The organism is Nonomuraea sp. NPDC004702, from assembly GCF_053601695.1.
This window is the reverse complement of record NZ_JBSGCE010000022.1, coordinates 23639-40876: the sequence shown is the minus strand read 5'-3', so window position 1 is coordinate 40876 and position 17238 is coordinate 23639. Positions and strand designations below refer to the sequence as shown.

The 17238-nt window shown below is 70.5% G+C and carries 16 protein-coding genes; 10 read left to right on the top strand and 6 right to left on the bottom strand.

Translation table 11 applies throughout. The annotated features are described in order from the left end of the window. Positions 1–183: 183 nt before the first annotated feature. The 9 genes from ACWEJ6_RS26285 (at position 184) to ACWEJ6_RS26245 (ending at position 9028) form a co-directional block, all read left to right on the top strand. Complete coding sequence (locus tag ACWEJ6_RS26285; RefSeq protein WP_452426930.1) at positions 184–1827, top strand: chitobiase/beta-hexosaminidase C-terminal domain-containing protein; 1644 nt, start codon at positions 184–186, stop codon at positions 1825–1827. Positions 1828–2013: 186 nt separating this feature from the next. Beyond that, on the top strand, positions 2014–2835 hold the full coding sequence (locus ACWEJ6_RS26280) for a hypothetical protein (protein ID WP_452426928.1): 822 nt from the start codon (positions 2014–2016) through the stop codon (positions 2833–2835). Between the two features lie 64 nt (positions 2836–2899). Then, the gene (locus ACWEJ6_RS26275; RefSeq protein WP_452426926.1) at positions 2900–3343 is read left to right on the top strand and encodes a hypothetical protein; all 444 of its coding nucleotides are present in this window, start codon (positions 2900–2902) and stop codon (positions 3341–3343) included. 52 nt (positions 3344–3395) lie between these two features. Continuing rightward, the gene (locus tag ACWEJ6_RS26270) at positions 3396–4526 is read left to right on the top strand and encodes a sensor histidine kinase (RefSeq protein WP_452426924.1); all 1131 of its coding nucleotides are present in this window, start codon (positions 3396–3398) and stop codon (positions 4524–4526) included. A gap of 5 nt (positions 4527–4531) precedes the next feature. Further along, the gene (locus ACWEJ6_RS26265) at positions 4532–5218 is read left to right on the top strand and encodes a response regulator (RefSeq protein WP_387665578.1); all 687 of its coding nucleotides are present in this window, start codon (positions 4532–4534) and stop codon (positions 5216–5218) included. Between the two features lie 36 nt (positions 5219–5254). Further along, positions 5255–6700 carry a hypothetical protein gene (locus ACWEJ6_RS26260; protein ID WP_452426922.1) on the top strand — a complete coding sequence of 482 codons (1446 nt, stop codon included), beginning with the start codon at positions 5255–5257 and terminating at the stop codon, positions 6698–6700. Positions 6701–6824: 124 nt separating this feature from the next. Then, on the top strand, positions 6825–7247 hold the full coding sequence (locus ACWEJ6_RS26255; protein WP_452426920.1) for a hypothetical protein: 423 nt from the start codon (positions 6825–6827) through the stop codon (positions 7245–7247). 831 nt (positions 7248–8078) lie between these two features. Further along, positions 8079–8426, top strand: a complete 348-nt coding sequence (locus ACWEJ6_RS26250; protein ID WP_452426918.1) for a peptidase inhibitor family I36 protein — start codon at positions 8079–8081, stop codon at positions 8424–8426. 227 nt (positions 8427–8653) lie between these two features. After that, a complete protein-coding gene (locus ACWEJ6_RS26245) occupies positions 8654–9028 on the top strand; it encodes a hypothetical protein (protein WP_452426916.1) in 375 nt (124 codons plus the stop codon). A 245-nt stretch (positions 9029–9273) separates the two neighbouring features. Here the strand turns inward: ACWEJ6_RS26245 and ACWEJ6_RS26240 are convergent, their stop codons facing one another. Continuing rightward, the gene (locus ACWEJ6_RS26240; protein ID WP_452426914.1) at positions 9274–9861 is read right to left on the bottom strand and encodes an isochorismatase family protein; all 588 of its coding nucleotides are present in this window, start codon (positions 9859–9861) and stop codon (positions 9274–9276) included. A 442-nt stretch (positions 9862–10303) separates the two neighbouring features. On the opposite strand from ACWEJ6_RS26240, the gene ACWEJ6_RS26235 reads away from it, so the two are divergent. Next, positions 10304–11512, top strand: coding sequence for a hypothetical protein (locus ACWEJ6_RS26235; RefSeq protein ID WP_452426912.1), 1209 nt, complete (start codon positions 10304–10306; stop codon positions 11510–11512). Between the two features lie 465 nt (positions 11513–11977). Here ACWEJ6_RS26235 and ACWEJ6_RS26230 read toward each other — a convergent pair whose 3' ends face one another. The 5 genes from ACWEJ6_RS26230 to ACWEJ6_RS26210 all read right to left on the bottom strand — a co-directional run bounded on the left by ACWEJ6_RS26230 (position 11978) and on the right by ACWEJ6_RS26210 (position 17216). Then, the gene (locus ACWEJ6_RS26230) at positions 11978–13195 is read right to left on the bottom strand and encodes an MFS transporter (RefSeq protein ID WP_452426910.1); all 1218 of its coding nucleotides are present in this window, start codon (positions 13193–13195) and stop codon (positions 11978–11980) included. Then, complete coding sequence (gene blaOXA, locus ACWEJ6_RS26225) at positions 13192–13917, bottom strand: class D beta-lactamase (RefSeq protein WP_452426908.1); 726 nt, start codon at positions 13915–13917, stop codon at positions 13192–13194. Before blaOXA ends, ACWEJ6_RS26230 begins: the two co-directional genes overlap by 4 nt. 784 nt (positions 13918–14701) lie before the next feature. Continuing rightward, positions 14702–16042: an NAD(P)/FAD-dependent oxidoreductase gene (locus tag ACWEJ6_RS26220; protein WP_452426906.1), complete on the bottom strand. Its 1341-nt coding sequence runs from the start codon at positions 16040–16042 to the stop codon at positions 14702–14704. A gap of 31 nt (positions 16043–16073) precedes the next feature. Next, positions 16074–16385, bottom strand: coding sequence for a hypothetical protein (locus ACWEJ6_RS26215; protein ID WP_387665605.1), 312 nt, complete (start codon positions 16383–16385; stop codon positions 16074–16076). 87 nt (positions 16386–16472) lie between these two features. Continuing rightward, complete coding sequence (locus ACWEJ6_RS26210) at positions 16473–17216, bottom strand: thioesterase II family protein (RefSeq protein ID WP_452426904.1); 744 nt, start codon at positions 17214–17216, stop codon at positions 16473–16475. Positions 17217–17238 lie beyond the last annotated feature (22 nt).

The window sequence follows — 17238 nt, the reverse complement described above, 5'->3', positions numbered from 1 at the left end:
GGCCCCGATCATCCAACGAGACCGCTCTCCCGGTGAGGGGTGCTCAGTTCTTACCTTGCAGGTCGCGCGAACTTCATGCAGGTCGCCGGTTCCGTACATCTTGGTGCTCCAGGTTCAAGTCGTTCACTTTTGAAGCACGTGTCGCGGCGCCCAGCGCGCCGCGACAAGATCGGGGAGCACCACATGCGACATGCCGACTTCACCGTCCGCCGAGAACCGGCCGCCTGGCGCCACATCGCAGCCGTCTCGGTCGGCATCGGTCTGGGGCTCTTCCCGCCGGCACAGAGCGCGTCGGCCGCCCCGAGCGGGACGCCGCAGGCCCCGGCCTTCAGTGTCGACGGCGGTCGCTACGAGCAGGCGGTGTCCGTCGAGCTGCGGGCCAGGCAGGGCGAGACGATCCGGTACACCACCGACGGCAGCATTCCCACCAAGAGCAGCCCGACCTTCGCCGGCAAGCCCATCCGCATCACCGAGGACACGAATCTGACGGCACGCGCCTTCAAGGGCAACCAGCCCGGCGCCGTCAAGTCCGAGGGGTACCTCATTCGCGAGGGGGAGCAGCCGATCGCCCGCATGATGATCGTCTCGGACGTTCACATCGGCGACTACGAAGCCGACCGCCACCGCTGGTCGTCCTACTTCGACACCATCGCGTCGGTTCTGGGCACCCCGGACGCCATCCTCTCCAACGGCGACATGATCAACGACAACCGGGACGGCCGCGGCAAGGACCACCAGTTGACCGCCCGCATCTTCAAGGAGAACCTCGCGCGCAAGGGCATGAACGCCACCCAGGTGTTCATGTCGTACGGAAACCATGACGCGACCCTGGCCGAGCTCCGTGCGGGCTACCCCAAGGAGTGGTTCCCCGACTCCGGCGACGGGTACTACCGCACGGACATCAAGGGCATTCCGCTGATCACCGTCAACACCGAGAACTACTCCGCGGCCCAGGCCACCTGGCTGCGTGACCAACTCGGGCAGATCTCCGCGGACCCCGCCTACCGCGACCTGCCGATCATCGTCCAGGGGCACCGGCCGGCTCCGGGCACCGTGATGGACGGCCAGCAGACCAGCAACCCGCGTCTGACCGAGGATCTGTCGAAGTTCCCGCGCGCCGTCTACTTCTCGGGCCATTCGCACCTGAACGTGAACGACCCGCGCTCGATCCACCAGAAGAACTTCACCGCGGTCAACGACGGCAGCTCGTCCTACATCGAGATCGACCACGGGTACCAGATGCTCGACGCGGAAGGGCAGCTGGCCAACCGCTTCGAGACCCCCACCGCCCAGGGGCTGGCCGTCGAGGTCTACCGGGGCCGTACCGTCGTCAACCGCATCAACCTCAACGCCGACCTCCACGACATCTACACCGGCGGGAAGTGGTCGGCGAACTGGAAGCCCCCGTTCCAGAGCGACGGGACGCTGGCCGGCAGGTCCTGGGAGATCAGGACGGCCGGCGCCGACGCCCAGGTCGTGCAGAACTTCACCTACACCGACGCCAACCGCAACCGCACGGCCCCGGCCTGGACGTCCCCGCGCCCGCTGACGGCCCAGACCGGCAAGGACGGCCGGCTCGCGCTGCGCATCGAACAGGCCCGGGACGACGAGCTGGTGTACCACTACAAGGTGCGCGTCACCCGCGCCGACAACGGTGCCGAGGTGCTCACCACCAAGGTCGCCAACCGCTTCGACGTGGTGCCCGCCGCCGCCTCCATGGACATTCCGGTCCCGGTCCAGCGCGACGGCGCCAGGTACCGCGCGGAGGTCGTCGCGGTCGACGCGCAGGGCAACCAGTCGCCTGTCGCCGCGGACGTGCTGAAGTAGCACCTCGCCCCGTCATCGACCATCGGCCGGACCCGGTCGATGACGGGGCTCCCTCGGAAAGCCTGACGGCCCGCCGCTCCGGCGCGGACCTCTCCATCGCCCGGCGCAGGTAACGGGGACCCAGGACCGGCGGATTCCCCATCGTGGGTTTCTAGTCGCACCACCGCGCCCGGCCGTGACGTGGTCATGCACGACGTCGTCAGCCTGGTCCCGGCGCAGCCGAGCGACGTCGTGCAGCAGTTGCAGAGGGCCGCCGGACGCCGGCCGTACTGGCCGTTCGCCCTGGCCGCCCTGCTCCTCGCGGGGCTGGTGACCGGACGCTTCGGCCTGGTCGTTCTCGCTGTCGGGCTGCCCGGCGTGCTCTGGGTGGCGTTGCGCGACCGGGCGGCTCGCGCGGTGGTCGTCATGTACGACGTGACCGACGAGGCCGCCCGGCGCTTCGATCACCTCGTCAACGCGGTCACCGGCCTCCAGCAGGCCCACGGCTTCTGGCTGATCACCGCGTCCGGCGCGGTCACCAGCACCTACCAGTTCAAGGTGAACGCCGGCGCGTCCAGTCTGCTGCGCCGGCTGAACGCCTCGGCCCGGCTGGCCGGACCGCGGATCCTGGTCACCAACGTCGCCGTCCCGACCCTGACCGCGGGCAGCCTGTCGGTGCACTTCCTCCCCGACCGGATCCTGTTCCGGGACGGCCGCCACGTCGCCGACCTGGCCTACCAGCACCTCCAGGTCGCCATGGAGCACGCGCGCTTCATCGAAGCAGGCCCGGTGCCCCGCGACGGCACGGTCGTGGACTCCACCTGGCGCTACGTCAACGTCAACGGCGGCCCCGACCGCCGGTTCAACGACAACGCCCGCCTGCCCGTCCTGCTGTACGGCAGGCTGCTGCTCCGCAGCCACAGCGGTCTCAACCTCGTCTGGGACGCCTCCCAGGCGCCGCTCGTCCACGCGGTGGCGAACGCCCTCCACCAGTTCACCGCCGCCCGTCCGCCCATGTTCCATCCCTGACGGCCTCCGCCGCGCCATCCGGACACAGGAGAGCGCCTGAGCTGGAGTGCATAGACTTGTCCTCATGTTCGACGACAAAACGCAGGAGACCCTGCGGCGCCTGCTGGACCTCGCCGAACACCCCACCACCCCGGACACCGAGCGGGCGCTGGCATTCGTCCGGATCCGCGCCCTGGTGGCGGTGCCGGCCGACGACACCCGCCGCCGGGCGCCCGTCGCCGGCATGGACGCCCAGCTGCTCACCAAGCTCAAACCGCTCCAGCGACAGGTGGACGAGGACCTGGTCGACGACGTGCACGGCGACCTGCACTCCTTCGGCATCCGCTACCGGCTGGTCTCGGAGGTCGCCGGCGAGCTGGCCCACATCCTCGACCTGCGCTCCCGCCTCGCCCCCGACAAACGACACCGCCACGACGACGGCGTACGCCAGACGGCCGCCAGGCTGACCTACCTCCTGGAGCGCTCCGACGGCTTCCGCACCTCCCGCTGGCGCACCAAGCGCGGCTGACCCGCCCGACCCGGTTTTCCGCATGCCGGCAGCGACACCCTCGGAGGAGCGGATGACCAGCGTGGGGCGCGCCGGCGGGGTTCTGAGGCTCTGGACTGCCAGGTTCTCCGGTCGTAGGGGCGACGTCGCGATCGCGGCGGTCACCACCGCGGCCACCCTCGGTCCGCTGCTGGTGCCGAGTCCGAAGGCGTGGTGGATCGTCGCCCTGGGCGCGCTCGCCTCCGCGCCCGTCCACTGGCGCAGGCGCGCGCCCATGGCCGTGGCGCTGCTCGTCGGCGCCGCGATGACCGTCATGGTCTTATGGGAGAAGCCGTTCCTCCCGTTCGGGCCACTGGTCGCCGTGTACACCATCGCCGACCTCAGTCCCACGTGGAAGCGACTGGCCGCGATCCCGGCGATCGCCGTCATCGTCGGCGTCTCCCTGGCGCTGCCCGGGGAGGACAGCGAGATCTTCCGCCTGATCGGCACCGCCTTCGTGGCCGCCTACGCGCTGGGCACCAGCGCCCGCGCGAACCGCTCACGTGCCGCGGAACTGGCCGAACGGGCCCGTCGCCGCGAACAGCAGCACATCGCCGCGGTGGCGGAGGAACGAGCGCGGATCGCTCGTGACATGCACGACATCATCACGCACGCCGTCGGGCTGATGGTCGTCCAGGCCGAGGCGGGGCCCGTGGTCGTACGGAGCGACGCGCCCAGGGCCGAGGCCGTCTTCGACGCGATCGCCGACACCGGCAGGGGAGCGCTCACCGAGCTGCGCGGCCTGCTCACCGCGCTGCGCGCGTCGGACGGCCCGGCGGGGGAGGACCCCGGGCCCGCCCAGCCGAGCCTGGACGGACTCGCCTCACTGGCCGGACGCAGCGGCCTGGACGTGGTCATGACCGTGGAGGGCGAGCGGCGGCGGACATCGGGCAGCCTGGAAGCCGCCGTCTACCGGATCGTCCAGGAAGCCCTCACCAACGTGCGCAAACACGCCGGGGTGCGCAACGTCCGGCTGCACCTGCGCTGGACCGCGCGGGAACTGGTGGTCGAGATCGCCGACGACGGCGGCGGGCCACGTCGCGACGGCGGCGGCTACGGCCTGATCGGCATGCGGGAACGGGCGACCGCCTACGGCGGGACGCTCACCGCGGGACCGGGACAGGACGGGGGATTCCTCGTCAGAGCCGTCCTTCCGCTTGAATAGCGCGCATGCTGCGCGTGCTCATCGCCGACGACCAGGATCTCTTCCGCGCCGGGTTCGGCCTGATCCTCGGCGCTCAGCCGGACATGCTGGTGGTGGGCGAGGCGGCGGACGGCGACGAGGCGATCGCGCTGGCCGGGCGGCTGCGTCCGGACGTGGTCCTGATGGACGTGCGGATGCCGGGCAGGAACGGCATCGAGGCCACCAGGGAGATCTGCGCGACCACCGCCGCCAAGGTGCTCGTCCTGACCATGTTCGACCTGGACGAGTACGTCTACGACGCCGTCCGCGCCGGCGCCAGCGGCTTCCTGCTCAAGGACATCCGCCGCGACGAGCTGGCGCACGCGGTGCGCACCGTGGCCGCCGGCGAGGCGTTGCTGGCCCCCGCCGCCACCCGCAGGCTGCTGGAGGACCTGGTCAGAAGGCCGGCTCACGGCCCGATGCCGCGGCTGGCGGGACGGCTGGCGGCGCTCACCGAGCGAGAGCGTGAAACGCTCAGGCTGGTCGCCCGCGGACTGTCCAACGCCGAGATCGCCGCCGCGCTCGTGGTCACCGAGCACACGGTCAAGACGCACGTCAGCCGCATCCTGACCAAGCTGGACCTGCGGGACAGGGTGCAGGCGGCGGTGTTCGCCTACGAATGCGGCCTCGTGGTCGCCGGTGAGAGTGACATCGGAGATCACACTCACGACTGACGCGCCACCAGGGCGGCCGCGAGCAGCATCGTCGTCATGAAACGTGTCCTGATCGCGCTCGCCGCGGCCCTCGCCTCGGCCGTCCTGCTGCACTTCGGCACCGGCCCGCACCCCGTGGCCTGGCTGACGTGGCTGGCCCCCTTGCCCGTGCTGCTCGCCGCCCCCCGCGTGGGGGGAGGCGCGGCCTTCGCCGCGGGCGCCCTCGCCTGGCTCGGCGGGCAGTTGCAGTGGTGGCCGTACTTCACCGCGACGCTGGAGACGCCCGTCCCGGTGGCGGCCGGCCTGCTCGCCGGGCCGGCGCTGCTGTACGGCCTCGGCGTGCTGCTGCACCGTTCGCTGCTGGCCAGGCGGCGGACGCTGTCGGCCGTGCTCGCCGTACCGGCATCGTGGGTCGGCGTCGAATACCTGATGGCGCTGGCCGGACCACACGGCGCCTGGTGGAGCCTGGCCTATACGCAGGCCGACGTGTTACCCGTCCTGCAGACGGCCTCCGTCGCCGGCGTCTGGGGGATCACCTTCCTGCTCCTGCTCGTGCCCGCCGCCGTGGCCGCGCTTCTCGCGCCGGGCGCGACCCGCCGGCTCTCCGTCGCGGTGACCGCGGGCGCGATGGTGGCGCTGGCCCTGGCGTACGGCTTCGCGCGGCTCGGCACCGGCCAGGACGGCGGGCAGCGCCGCGAGGTCGCGCTGATCTCCACCGACGACCCGAGCGACACCGTGGCACTGGACTCCCCGCAGGGGCGCGACCTGCTCCGGCGCTACCGCCGGGCCGTCGACGCGGCCGCCGCCCGCGGCGCCGAGATCGCGGTGCTGCCGGAGAAGACGTTCGACGCGGCCACCGCCCGCCTGCCGCTGGCCAGGCCGGGCGTGACGGTCGTCGCCGGCGTCGCGCTCGGCGCCGGCGCGACGCGGACCAACAGCGCGCTGGCCTACCCGTCCGGGGCCCGCTACGACAAACACCACATGATTCCCGGGCTGGAGTCTGAGTTCACGCCCGGACGCGCGCTGACCCTGCTCGGCCCGACCACGACGGGCCTGATCGTCTGCAAGGACCTGGACTTCCCCTGGCTGGTACGGCAGTACCGCCAGGCCGGCACGACGACGCTGCTCGCCCCCGCCTGGGACTTCGACGACGACGCCTGGCTGCACAGCCGCATGGCGGTGGTCCGCGGGGTGGAGAGCGGGTTGTCGGTGGCGCGCGCGGCCCGCCAGGGCCTGCTCACGGTGAGCGACACCCGGGGACGGGTGCTGGCCGAAGGCCGCAGCGGCAGGCCCGGCGTGACCACAGTGTTCGCGGCGGTGCCGCAGCAGGGCGCCTCGACCGTCTACGCCGACCTGGGCGACTGGGCGGCCTGGTGCTCGGTCGCGATGCTGCTCATCGCCCTCGCCGGGCTTCGCATCGGCCGCTCCGCCGCCCGTACGATCCGGCCGTCTACGGGTGGGCCGGCTCCCGGTGCGCCAGTCCGGGCGGCCACGGGTATCTGACCTTGAAGATGGACAGGAAGATCAGGATCTCGCCGCCGCGCACGACGGCCGGTACGCGGTACGTTCCCTGGATCGCTCCGGGCATGTTCCGGATCTTGCTGGACGACGTGCCAAGCTGACGGACATGGAGGCTGAGTCCGTACGCAGGGTTCTGGCCGTGAAGCCGGATGGTCCATGGCTGCTGCTCATCAACGGGACCACCTGGAATGTCGAATCGCGAAATGCTGGGGTGGATGCCGGCTTCGCCGTGTCGAGGGTGGCGCTCCTACCGCTGCTGGAGAGGCCTCGGGACGAGGTGGAGAGGCTCGCCGGGAAGGCGCTTGGCCCCGATGGGCCAGACATCGCCGAGGTCCTGCGGGCGGTCATCCAGTGCGGGCTTTCGTGGCCGACCGAGTATTGGATCTCACGAGCGCTGGCGTGGATGATGGCTGACGAAGTGGAGCTCTTCGCCGGACTCCTCAAGGAGATCGCTGTTGGCCGGTCCCGTTCCCAAGCCATCCAGCACGCCGCGAAACGGCTCCTGAAGCAGAACGGTCATTGGCCGTAGCCGGCTTGGAAGACTTCGGCGCAAGCGTCCCATGGCGTGCTCCGGTTCTGGTCAGGCGCGGTTCGGCCTTCCTTGATCATTGCACGTACAGACAGGGCAGCTGATCATGTGAGGGCGCCGCCCAGATGCAACCGCGAGCTTGCAGTGACCGGTGTCGTGGCACCAGGAGAATGCGCTGCCCGCGGAGCTCGCTCCCGGCGGTGGTGGTCGGCTCCATCCGAGCGCCCGTGATCAGGAGCCTGAAGCCATCCCGACGCCGAAGTTCAAGTGCCTCCCCGGGACGCCAATCCCCCGAACGCCAGTGACCGGTGATCCTTACGCTGTGGTCCGGTCCTGCCTCCAGCGTCATCGTCCGGAAGTGAAACGGCCCCCCTGCCCCGCGCGAGGCGACACGGTACCGTTCCCCGCACTCACACACTCGCTCAGCCGGAAAGGGAACGTCATGGACCGCCGGGTCAGCTTCGTGCTGGGTCACGCCCATACTGTAGGTCGCTCCCAACGCAATGTGCTGCCCCGCCCGGCTCGCCTGAGTTGACCCGTGGCCCTGGTTCGCCCGGCTTCTCCCGGGTCGATGGCGGACGAGGTGATCAGGCTTTCACCTCAGCCACTTACGGCCCCGACCCCTGGTGCGGCGGCCACCTCCGGAGCCGGAGTGCCCCCGCCATCGTCACCGCTCTTCGACACTCGAGCCTTTCGCTGATATCGGGATGCGACTTCCAGGCGAGTGTTCCTCGGAGTCACGGCGACAAGTTCCTCACTGTGAGTACGTTAAAGAACACGGAGGGTGAGGGTAATGAGATAGCGGAGTCCCACCACCGACAGGAGATCCCCATGCGTTCCCTCGCCTTGCTTGCGGTCCTGGCCGCCGGCGCCACCCTCGCCACCGCCGCGCCCGCCGCAGCCCGCGCCCTTCACGCTGCTGACCCGCGCTGCCCCGACGACGCGGTCTGCTTCTGGAGCGAGCCCGAATTCGAAGGCGAGCGGCAGGTCGTCCGCCCCGTCTCCGGCTCGCGTCCGTGCATCGCCACGCCCGAGGCTCATGCGGAATCGGCCGTCAACAACACCAGATTCTCCCGGCTGCTGTACCTCGACCCCGGCTGCTCCAGCCGGCCTGTCGGGTTCGTCCCGGCCGGTGGTAACACTCCCTTCCTCGATCCTCCCATCGCCGCTTGGCGGTGACCCGCCGTCCGGCCAAGAGGTGCGGCCTGACGCCACGCGCTGGGTCGCGCGAGCTGAGGTCACCCCATTCTCTGGCGCGCGAACGCGCCGCTGCCCACACCGCCGGCCCGCCGGCCCACCCGCTGCCGCGCCCTGTCCCACCACCGGCGCGCCGAGGTCCCGCCGCCCGGTCCGCCCCCCTTGCAGGGGTGAACGCCTTCCCCCATGACCTGAGGAGGTCATCCGCCTTGAACATCATCCGCCGTACTGCGGCCACCTTCGCGCCCCTGGCCGGCGCCCTGACCCTCGCCCTGGCCGCCGGCATCGCACAACCGGCCGCCGCGTCCGCTCAACCAGTCGCAGCACCAGCCGCAGCCGACTTCGCCTGCCCGCCCGTGCTGGGCGTCTGCGCCTACGACGTGGACGACAACCTCAGGGTCCTCTACGACGACGAGGCCGACATCATCCCGCCCATCGTCCGGGCGGCCAACTACAGCAACGACCCCTGGTGCTTCTACAACTGGTTCGGCTACGGCGGTGCACGCCAAGAGCTCGCCCCGGGCCAGGTCGCCGACGACTTCGGCTTCGTCGTCCGCGCCGCTCGACGCGGACCGTGTGATTGACCACGCGACTCATGTGACCGACTGACGCCGCGGCCTTCACCACTCGGGGGACGGTCCACTGCCGACGTGATGCTGTGCCTGATCGCGGCGATGGCCACGGGTCAGTCAGATCGTCCGCAGAGTCGGTGCGAGCGGCTCGACTCCGGATGATCGCCAATCGACCCGTGGCCGTCCCCGCCCGTGTGGCAGTACTCCTGCGTGGACTGGATCCGCAAGCCGCCGACGAGCACGCCGGGCCGGCGTGCTCAGGCGACGACGGGCTCGCCGCTCAGCGCGACACCGGCCCGGCGCAGCTCGTCCAACGCGGTGCGCGTGGTGTCGGCGGCGACGCCGGCGGTGTAGTCGAGCAGGACCTGAACCGTGAAGCCCGCGCGCGCTCCGTCCAGCGCGGTGGCCTTGACGCAGTGGTCGGTCGCGATGCCGACGACATCGAGGTCGGTGACGTCACGCGCCTTCAGCCAGGCGGACAGCGTCTCGCCTTCCTCGGTCAAGCCCTCGAAACCGCTCTTGGAGGCGGAGTGAGCGCCCTTGTAGAACACCTCGTCGACGTGCCCGGAGGCGACGGCGGGCGCGAACTCCGGATGGAACTCGCCTCCCTCGCTGCCGACGACGCAATGCACGGGGAACGAGTCCTGGAAGTCGGGGGTGTCGGAGAAGTGCGCGCCCGGATCGATGTGGTGGTCGCGGGTGGCGACGACGAAGGCGTACTGCCCATCGGCGCGCTGGACCAGCTCGGTGATGGCGGCGGCCCGATCCGCGCCACCCTTCACCGGAACGCTGCCGCCCTCGCAGAAGTCCTTCTGCACATCGACGACGATCAGTGCACGATTCACGGATGATCCCTTTCTCCCGGGTGTAGCTGTCCTGCGCACACCCTTCCGGCGGGCGGGCACATCACTCCCTGGATGTATGCCGACCGGCGACACGCGCGGCAACGCGGCTCACCGCTCCCGATGAAGCCGCATCTGGCCCATGCTTACGAAGCGCTTAATGTTCATCACTATAAGTGTTGTCCCTGTGCGGCGGCAGGAGGCGGGCTCCTGGCAGTGGCCCGCGGCCGTTTCTGCAGGAGCTTGAGCGTCACCGACCAGCGGCCCGCCCTCACCGCGCCGGACACCGTGGCGGACCGGCGACGATCTCCAGCTCCAGGTGGCGGATCATGTCGAGGTCTCGTTGATGTCGGCGAGGGGGACCGCGGCGCCGGACTCGGCGAAGGCGCGGGCGGCTCGATGGAGGCCGCGTGAAGATTGTCCATCTTGGGCGTAGGGTGGCCCGATGCCCGGATCCTTGCGTGCGGCCGTGCTGGCAGTGGTGTCGATCCTCCTCTGCGGCTGCTCGGCCACGCCGGCGGCGGCCCCACCGTCCCCGACCGTCCCGGCCAAGCCGACATCCACCCCCATCTGTGACGGCCGGCTGCCGCCCACGGGGCCGGAGAAGACCGCCTACACCGATCACATCGATGACTGGCAACTCGCCAAGGCCGTCAAGGACGGGTTTCCCAACGACCTGGCGGTCAAGCGGGACGGGACGGTATGGGTGGTCGGCACGGCCGAGGTGCCGGTGAAGCCCTATCTGGACAAGGAGCAGGGGTGCCTGGTCACGACCGACACCGAGCGCCGGGGGAAGGTGTGGCGGTACGACGCGGGTACGTGGCACGTGGTCGCTCCGCCGCAGAGGTGCTCGGACCACCTGTCCAAGGTCGACGTGACCGAGGACGGCAGCCTGTGGGTGTACGGCACGCGACTGGAGAAGGATGACCACGTGTCCTGCGTGGCTCGATGGAACGGCAGCGGCTGGGAGGCGCGGACCGTCCGAACGGAGGACCCGGCGGAGGAGGCCGAGGCGCTGACCGTCAGCGGCACCGATCCGTGGTTCATCGACTCCCGGGGGAGAACCGTTCGGCTGACCAAGGGGAAGCTCTCCGCTCACACACCGGTGGCGGAGGCTGACGTGCTCGCGCGAGGGCAGGGAGGCGCGCTCTGGGCGGCGGGAGTCCAGGGTGCACATCGCATCCAGCTCGCACGATGGGATCGCGGGCGCTGGCAGCGCGTTCCCGACCTGGCACTGCCTCATGCGAAGGGGGAGCCGAGGGCCTGGCTCGCGTGCGACGGCATGGTCGCGACCGGGCCTGATGACGTCTGGGTGGCCGCCTACTGGACCTGGAACGCGAGCGACGAGTCGGAGCCCGGGCGGCAGGTCCTGGCCCATTGGAACGGCTCGGCCTGGTCATGGCACACGGGCAAGGTGGCACTGCCGGACAGGGAGGCCGACCTCGCCCCGGATGGGCAGGGTGGCGTCTGGCTCACCTCCCTCGACGACACCACCCTCGAACACGTCACCGGCCGGCGTCACGAGCCGATCAAGCTACCCGATACGGAGGAGGATGTCGGGCTGGGCATGCGGCTGTCGCAGCGTCCCGGCACCCACGAGGTCTGGGTGCTGAGCCAGGGGAACCTCTGGGTCACTCGAAGGGACGCCGGCTAGCGAACGGCTACTTGGCGGCCGAGGTTGCCCAGCGCCTGACCTTCGCCGCGCCGGTCGCCCGGCTCCGGGCGACACACCTGGAAGCACTCCATCAGGGGTGTGATGACGGCGCAGAGACGACCAGTCTGGTGGGCGTGGTGGCGGCGACCAGGTTTGAGGCGTTCAGCGTCGAACCAAGCCGGCGCGGCAGCTCGGTCGACGAACACCTCGGGCGACTCCTGGCCGGGAAGCGCCCGCAGCCGAGCGGGAGCCGTGTACGCCGCGGGTACTACGCCAGAAGCCGGCCCAGCGCCACCTCACGCCCATCGTCAAGGGGTCCCGGGAGCGACCAACGGTGGTGCTGCTGACCTGCGGGAACTGCTGGGCCCGGCGGCGAGCCAGAGAGCTGACCGGCCGATCATGAGAGGTCCGCCAGTCAAAGGTTCGCCGACCGGGCCATGGGCGCGATGGCGACGGTCCCGCCGGTCACGACCTCGTCGCGTCGCGGACACCGTCCCCGAGCTCTTCGGCGCAGCTGGGGAAATCGATCGCCTGCTCAGGCAGCGGACGGACGCAGGCCGCCGCGGCGCAGGCGGTCAACGTCAGGATGACCAGCGCCGCCGTCGCGCCGCCTGGTCCCCGGTCGAACAACCCGCCCACCGCGATGCCACCGGCGAACGCGACCAGGCCCGACAGGAACGTCTGCACGCCCAGGTACGCCCCGAAACGCGTCGGCGGGGCGAGCCGGGCGATCGTCTGGAACACCGCCGGCTGTAGCAGCCCGTCGGCGAGCCCGTGCAGCACGGCCACCAGCGCCAGGCCTGGCAGCCCGGCGCCCGCGCCGGTTGCCAGCAGCAGATGGCCGCCCGCGGCGAACAGCAGTCCCGCGCGCAGCACGTGCGGTCGGTCGGCGCGCCCGGGTACCGCGCACCACGGCTGGACCGCGGCCGACACCATGGCGAGCACGCAGGAGAACACGGTGACCGCTGTCGCGTCCGCGCCGCCGAGCGGTACGACCACCGATGACTGGTCGGTCAGCAGCATGGCGGGTGCCGACACGGCCGCGAACCCGATGAAGACCCGGTCCCGCAGTACCGTTCGCACCCCGGAGACGACTCCGTGCGGCACCCGTACGCGCGGGACGTGCCGCAGGAGTGAGAACAGGAACGCCGCCACGCCCCACAGCGCTGTAGCCGTCAATGCCACCAGCCAGTAGCCGACGTTCAGCAGCGCCAGCCCGAGCACCGGGCCGGCCACCGCCGCAACCTGCAACGTCATCGCGTACGCCGCGTATCCGCGCGCCCTTCGCCGTTCGGCGAGCCCGGCCAGCAGCGACTGCGCCGCCGGGTGGAACAGCGCCCCGCCCGTGCCCAGCAGCACCACGGCGACGATCAGCCAGGGCAGGCTGGACACAGTGCCCAGCAGGGCGAACCCGGCCGCGCGCAGCAGGCACGCCAGAATGCCCATCCGTACCGGGCCGAGTACGTCCACCAGCACGCCGACCGGCAGGGAGAGCGTGTGCTGCACGAGATTGCGCAGCGCCAGCACCAGGCCGATCCCTCCGGCGGCCAGTCCGAGGTCGGCTCGCAGGTGCAGGACGACGTGCGCCATGGCCGCGAAGTAGCCCAGCGAGATGGCCGCCTGAACGGTGACGACCACGGTGACCGTGCGACGGTCACCGTGGTCCGCGGGGGAGACGATCACGCCGCGGGCAGGATGTTCAGCCGGTACAGCAGTTGACGGGCGAGCGTGGCGCGCTTGGCGGCGTCGGCATCCTTGGCGATGTCCATGTTCAGTGCGAAGGTGTACAGGCGTCCGCCGCGCTCGACCCAGCCCGTCCACCAGCCGGTGCCGGGGTTGGGGGCGTTCTGCCAGCCTGACTTGGCGTACAGGGTGTACCCGTTCTTCTTCTCCATCAGGATCAGGTCCTGGACGGCACGCTGGTTCGCGCGGGAGGCGGGCAGGCGCTGGGTGGCCAGCCGTTCCATGAACCGGGTCTGCTCCACCGCCGAGATCTTCAGCGGGCCGTCCAGCCAGAACCGGTCGACCACGGTCCCGGTCTGCTGGTTGCCGTAGCCAAGCCGGTGCAGCCACTGACGTTCGCGCGTGAGGCCGATGCGGCGGGCGATCACCTGGAACGCCGCCGCGTTGGAGATGCGCACGGCCTCCCGCATGGTCATGTCCTTCTCCCACTCGGGATACGGCTGCGGCGTGCCGTCCCAGGGGATCACCTCGTCGGGGCTCTTGACCACGCCCGTCTCCAACGCGACGAGCGCGTGCGGGACCTTGAAACTGGACGCGGGCACCATCGGCGTCTCCGCGCGCCGCCGGTCCACCACGGTCGTCGTCCTGGACGACACGTCCAGCAGCGCGAACGTGCCCCGCACCCCGGCCGTGTCGAACACCGTACGCAGGTCGTCGCGCACGGTCGTTCCCGGCCGCACCTCGACAGCCACAGTGGCGGCGCCGGCTGAGGCGGTGGCCGCGTACGAGGGAGCACAGAGGAGGGGGAGTGAGGTGAAAACGATGACGCCCAGCCCGGAACGGAGGGCCTGGGGGATTGCCTTCTTCATGCGCAGAGGAGATCACGCGACATCTGAACTGTCCAATATCGATATCACGGGACGACCGATATTCGAATCCGTATACCCGCTGGCAGAGAAGCCGCCGACGGCGGCGAGCGGCAGATGGGCCTGCGGGGGAGGAGCGGACCGGATCTGGACTACAAAGGCGATCTTGACGCCGATTCGGTGACGAGGGCTGTTCGCCCTGAAGGGGCGTTGGTGGGACTGCGAACAATGAAGCCCAGATGCTGGACCTGGGCAATGTGCGGCTGGGATCCCGGGGGACGAATGACCTTCGTGACGCCATAGATCTTCTTTCGCATGGAGGCAGAAACTCCGCCGTGCACCACGCGATGTCATCGGATGGGCAAGTCGGGGATGGTTCGAAGCCGGGATCTGTACGGTGACGGCTCGCACGTCCGCAGGTGGCTTGAACATCGCCCACAGCGTGTACTCCTCGCCCCTTGGTCACGAGGCATTCAGGGCGCGGGACCGACAACAGGCAGGGGCCCACGGTGATGTGGATTCGGAAGCCGACGTCCTGGCGCGCTGCGCGAGCAGCGCCGGTGGAACCGCGCCGACGGCTGACGGCCGTCACGGGCCGCTCGCGGGGCGGCCCACGGGCGCGCTCAGGACCCCGGGCGGCTCAGAATCCGGGCGCCGCGGCGGGGGCCCGGAGGTTACCCAGGTAGGGATGCCAGAGGTGGTGCGGGTCCGCCTCCACGGTCCGCACGACCTCGCGCATCGTGGCGAGGATCTCGGGCTCGTCCTCGTACACGTCGCCCTGCAGCATCTTCAGCACGTCGATGCGGTAGCGGTCGTCCTGGACGAAGGCGGTGAACAGGATGTTGAGCCGGTAGTACATGGAGATGAACTCGTACCAGTTACGCATGGCGCGGCGCAGGGTGGACTCGTAGGTGGTGAACCGGTGCCGGCCGAAGTCGCCCGCCTCGGCAGCGGCGATGATGTCCTGCGAGGCCAGACGGGCGCTGTTGAGCGCCACGCTCACGCCGCTGGAGAAGATCGGGTCGACGAAGCGCGCCGCGTCGCCGATGAGCACGTGCCGGTCGCCGATGATCTGCTTCATGCCGTAGCTGTAGTCGCCCTCGGCCTTCAGCGGCCTGACCTGCTCGGCGTTCTTCAGCACGTCGAGCAGGCCGGGGTGGCTGGCGACGGTGCCCCAGAAGAACTTCTCCCGGTCGCCGTCGAAGGAGCGCAGGCGCGAGCGCTGGCTCACCACACCGACCGAGGTGATGGTGTCGGTGATGGGGATCTGCCAGACCCAGGTGTCGGCCACGGGCAGGAAGTGGATGAAGATGAAGTCGGACTGCTCCTTGTTCACCGTCAGCGCGCCGCGGTCCAGCCCGTCGAACCAGGTGTGCACGGCGTACTGGTTGAAGACCGGGTCGACGACCTTCGTCCTGAGCTGGTTGCCGAGGTGGGTGCGCCGGCCGCTGGCGTCCACCACCATGCGCACCGGTACGGGCGTGGTCAGGCGGCCGAGCCGGACGTGCATGACCGGCAGCTCCGCGGAGAAGTCGACCTCGCCCACCGAAACCCCCTGGAAGACGTTCGCGCCCAGGCTCTCGGCGTTCTTCAGCAGGATCTGGTCGAACAGCCCCCGGTCGACGTGGAAGGTGTAGTCGCGGTCGACCCCCAACTGGTCGCGTTCGGCGAAGAGCACCTCTGCCGAGCGGAAGCCGTTGGTCAGGTTGCGGAAGCCCATCTGGTCGATGTCCCGCTGCTCGGTCGAGGTCCACGCCGCGCCGTACTTGCGCGGGAATCCCGCCTGCTCGACCTTCTCCATGCAGCCCGTTTCGATCAGCACCGGAGTGGTCGCGGGGACCAGGGACTCCCCGACGTGCTCCCGGGGGAACGTCTCGCGTTCGAAGACGGCGACGGAAAGACCTGCCTTGGCCAGATACGCGGCGGCCGTCGCGCCTCCCGGGCCACCGCCGATGATGCCGATGTCGAAAACGGCGTCCACGTGCTCTTCCTTCCTCTTGAGGCGACCCGGGTCAGGCGTTCTGGGCGGACAGTTCGCAGACCATGTCCGTGATGGCCCGCACGTTCTGGAAGTTCCGCCAGGTGATGTGGGTGAGCGGAACGGGCACCCCCAGCTCGCTGCGGATGAAACTGAGCAGCATGGTGGTGTTCAGGCTGGTGAGGATCCCCCACTCCAGCAGCGGGGTCTCCTGGTCGAGCTCGGACAGCGGCTCGGCCTCGTCGAGGAACTGAACCTTGACGTAATCGGTGATCGCGGCGTTGATCCGCGAGCGGTCGACGGCGCCGGCCGGCGCCCGCTGAAGGTCCGGATGTGTCTGCTCCATGCCGGCCATGCTCGGACGTCCGGCTGGAGTCTTGCTTGGGCGGCGGCCACGGGAGGCCACGCGGCGACCTACGCGGCTGCCAGTGGGCTACGCGGCGGCCGGCAGCCGCCCAAGCCGGTCGCGCAGGGCGGCGACGAAGGCCGGTGCGTGCAGGAAGAAATGCGACCCCGGTAGCAGCGTCAGCTCGAACGGCCCGGTGGTCTGCCGCGCCCACGCGGCCAGCAGGCGGGGCTCGGTCAGCACGTCGTCCCTGGCCCCGAAGGCCGCGACGGGGATGTCGAGCGCCGGGCCGGCAGCCCCGCGGTGCTCGTGCGCCATGGCCAGGTCGGCGCGGATCGCGGGTAGGTAGAGCCGGAGCAGATCCGCCTGCCCGGCCACCTCGTCGGGGATCCCGCCCAGGCGCCGCAGCCGGGCCAGCAGCTCATCGTCCGGCAGCGTGTGCAGACGGCTCTCGACCGGCGGGGTGTCCGGCCCGTTGCGCCCGCAGACGATGAGCACCGCGGGCGGATTGCCCGCCGCGCGGGCGCGCCTGGCCAGCTCGTAGGCGGCCAGCGCCCCGAAGCTGTGCCCGAGCAGCGCGAACGGCGCGGCCGACAGCTCGCCCACCAGCAGCTCGACGAGCGCGTCCAGGTCCGTCACCACCGGCTCCGCCAGCCGGCCGCCGTGGCCGGGCAGTTCCAGCGGGACGACTTCGACGTCGGGCAGGACGGCCCGCCAGCGATGGAAGTGGGCGGCGCCCCCGCCCGCGTGGGGCAGGCAGTAGAGCGTCAGCCGGGGCGTGGCCGAGGCCGGGACAGGCGCGGCCGGGTTCGAGACAGCACGCAGATCCACCGTGGTGGTCCTTTCCTTCAGG

What these genes read in the sequence shown, in the direction of transcription:
- ACWEJ6_RS26285 (WP_452426930.1), top strand. Translation starts at nt 184, where the DNA reads ATGCGACATGCCGACTTCACCGTCCGCCGAGAACCGGCCGCCTGGCGC.
- ACWEJ6_RS26280 (WP_452426928.1), top strand. Translation starts at nt 2,014, where the DNA reads ATGCACGACGTCGTCAGCCTGGTCCCGGCGCAGCCGAGCGACGTCGTG.
- ACWEJ6_RS26215 (WP_387665605.1), bottom strand. Translation starts at nt 16,385, where the DNA reads ATGGAGCAGACACATCCGGACCTTCAGCGGGCGCCGGCCGGCGCCGTC.
- ACWEJ6_RS26270 (WP_452426924.1), top strand. Translation starts at nt 3,396, where the DNA reads ATGACCAGCGTGGGGCGCGCCGGCGGGGTTCTGAGGCTCTGGACTGCC.
- ACWEJ6_RS26250 (WP_452426918.1), top strand. Translation starts at nt 8,079, where the DNA reads ATGCGTTCCCTCGCCTTGCTTGCGGTCCTGGCCGCCGGCGCCACCCTC.
- ACWEJ6_RS26255 (WP_452426920.1), top strand. Translation starts at nt 6,825, where the DNA reads ATGGAGGCTGAGTCCGTACGCAGGGTTCTGGCCGTGAAGCCGGATGGT.
- ACWEJ6_RS26235 (WP_452426912.1), top strand. Translation starts at nt 10,304, where the DNA reads ATGCCCGGATCCTTGCGTGCGGCCGTGCTGGCAGTGGTGTCGATCCTC.
- ACWEJ6_RS26265 (WP_387665578.1), top strand. Translation starts at nt 4,532, where the DNA reads ATGCTGCGCGTGCTCATCGCCGACGACCAGGATCTCTTCCGCGCCGGG.
- ACWEJ6_RS26275 (WP_452426926.1), top strand. Translation starts at nt 2,900, where the DNA reads ATGTTCGACGACAAAACGCAGGAGACCCTGCGGCGCCTGCTGGACCTC.
- ACWEJ6_RS26260 (WP_452426922.1), top strand. Translation starts at nt 5,255, where the DNA reads ATGAAACGTGTCCTGATCGCGCTCGCCGCGGCCCTCGCCTCGGCCGTC.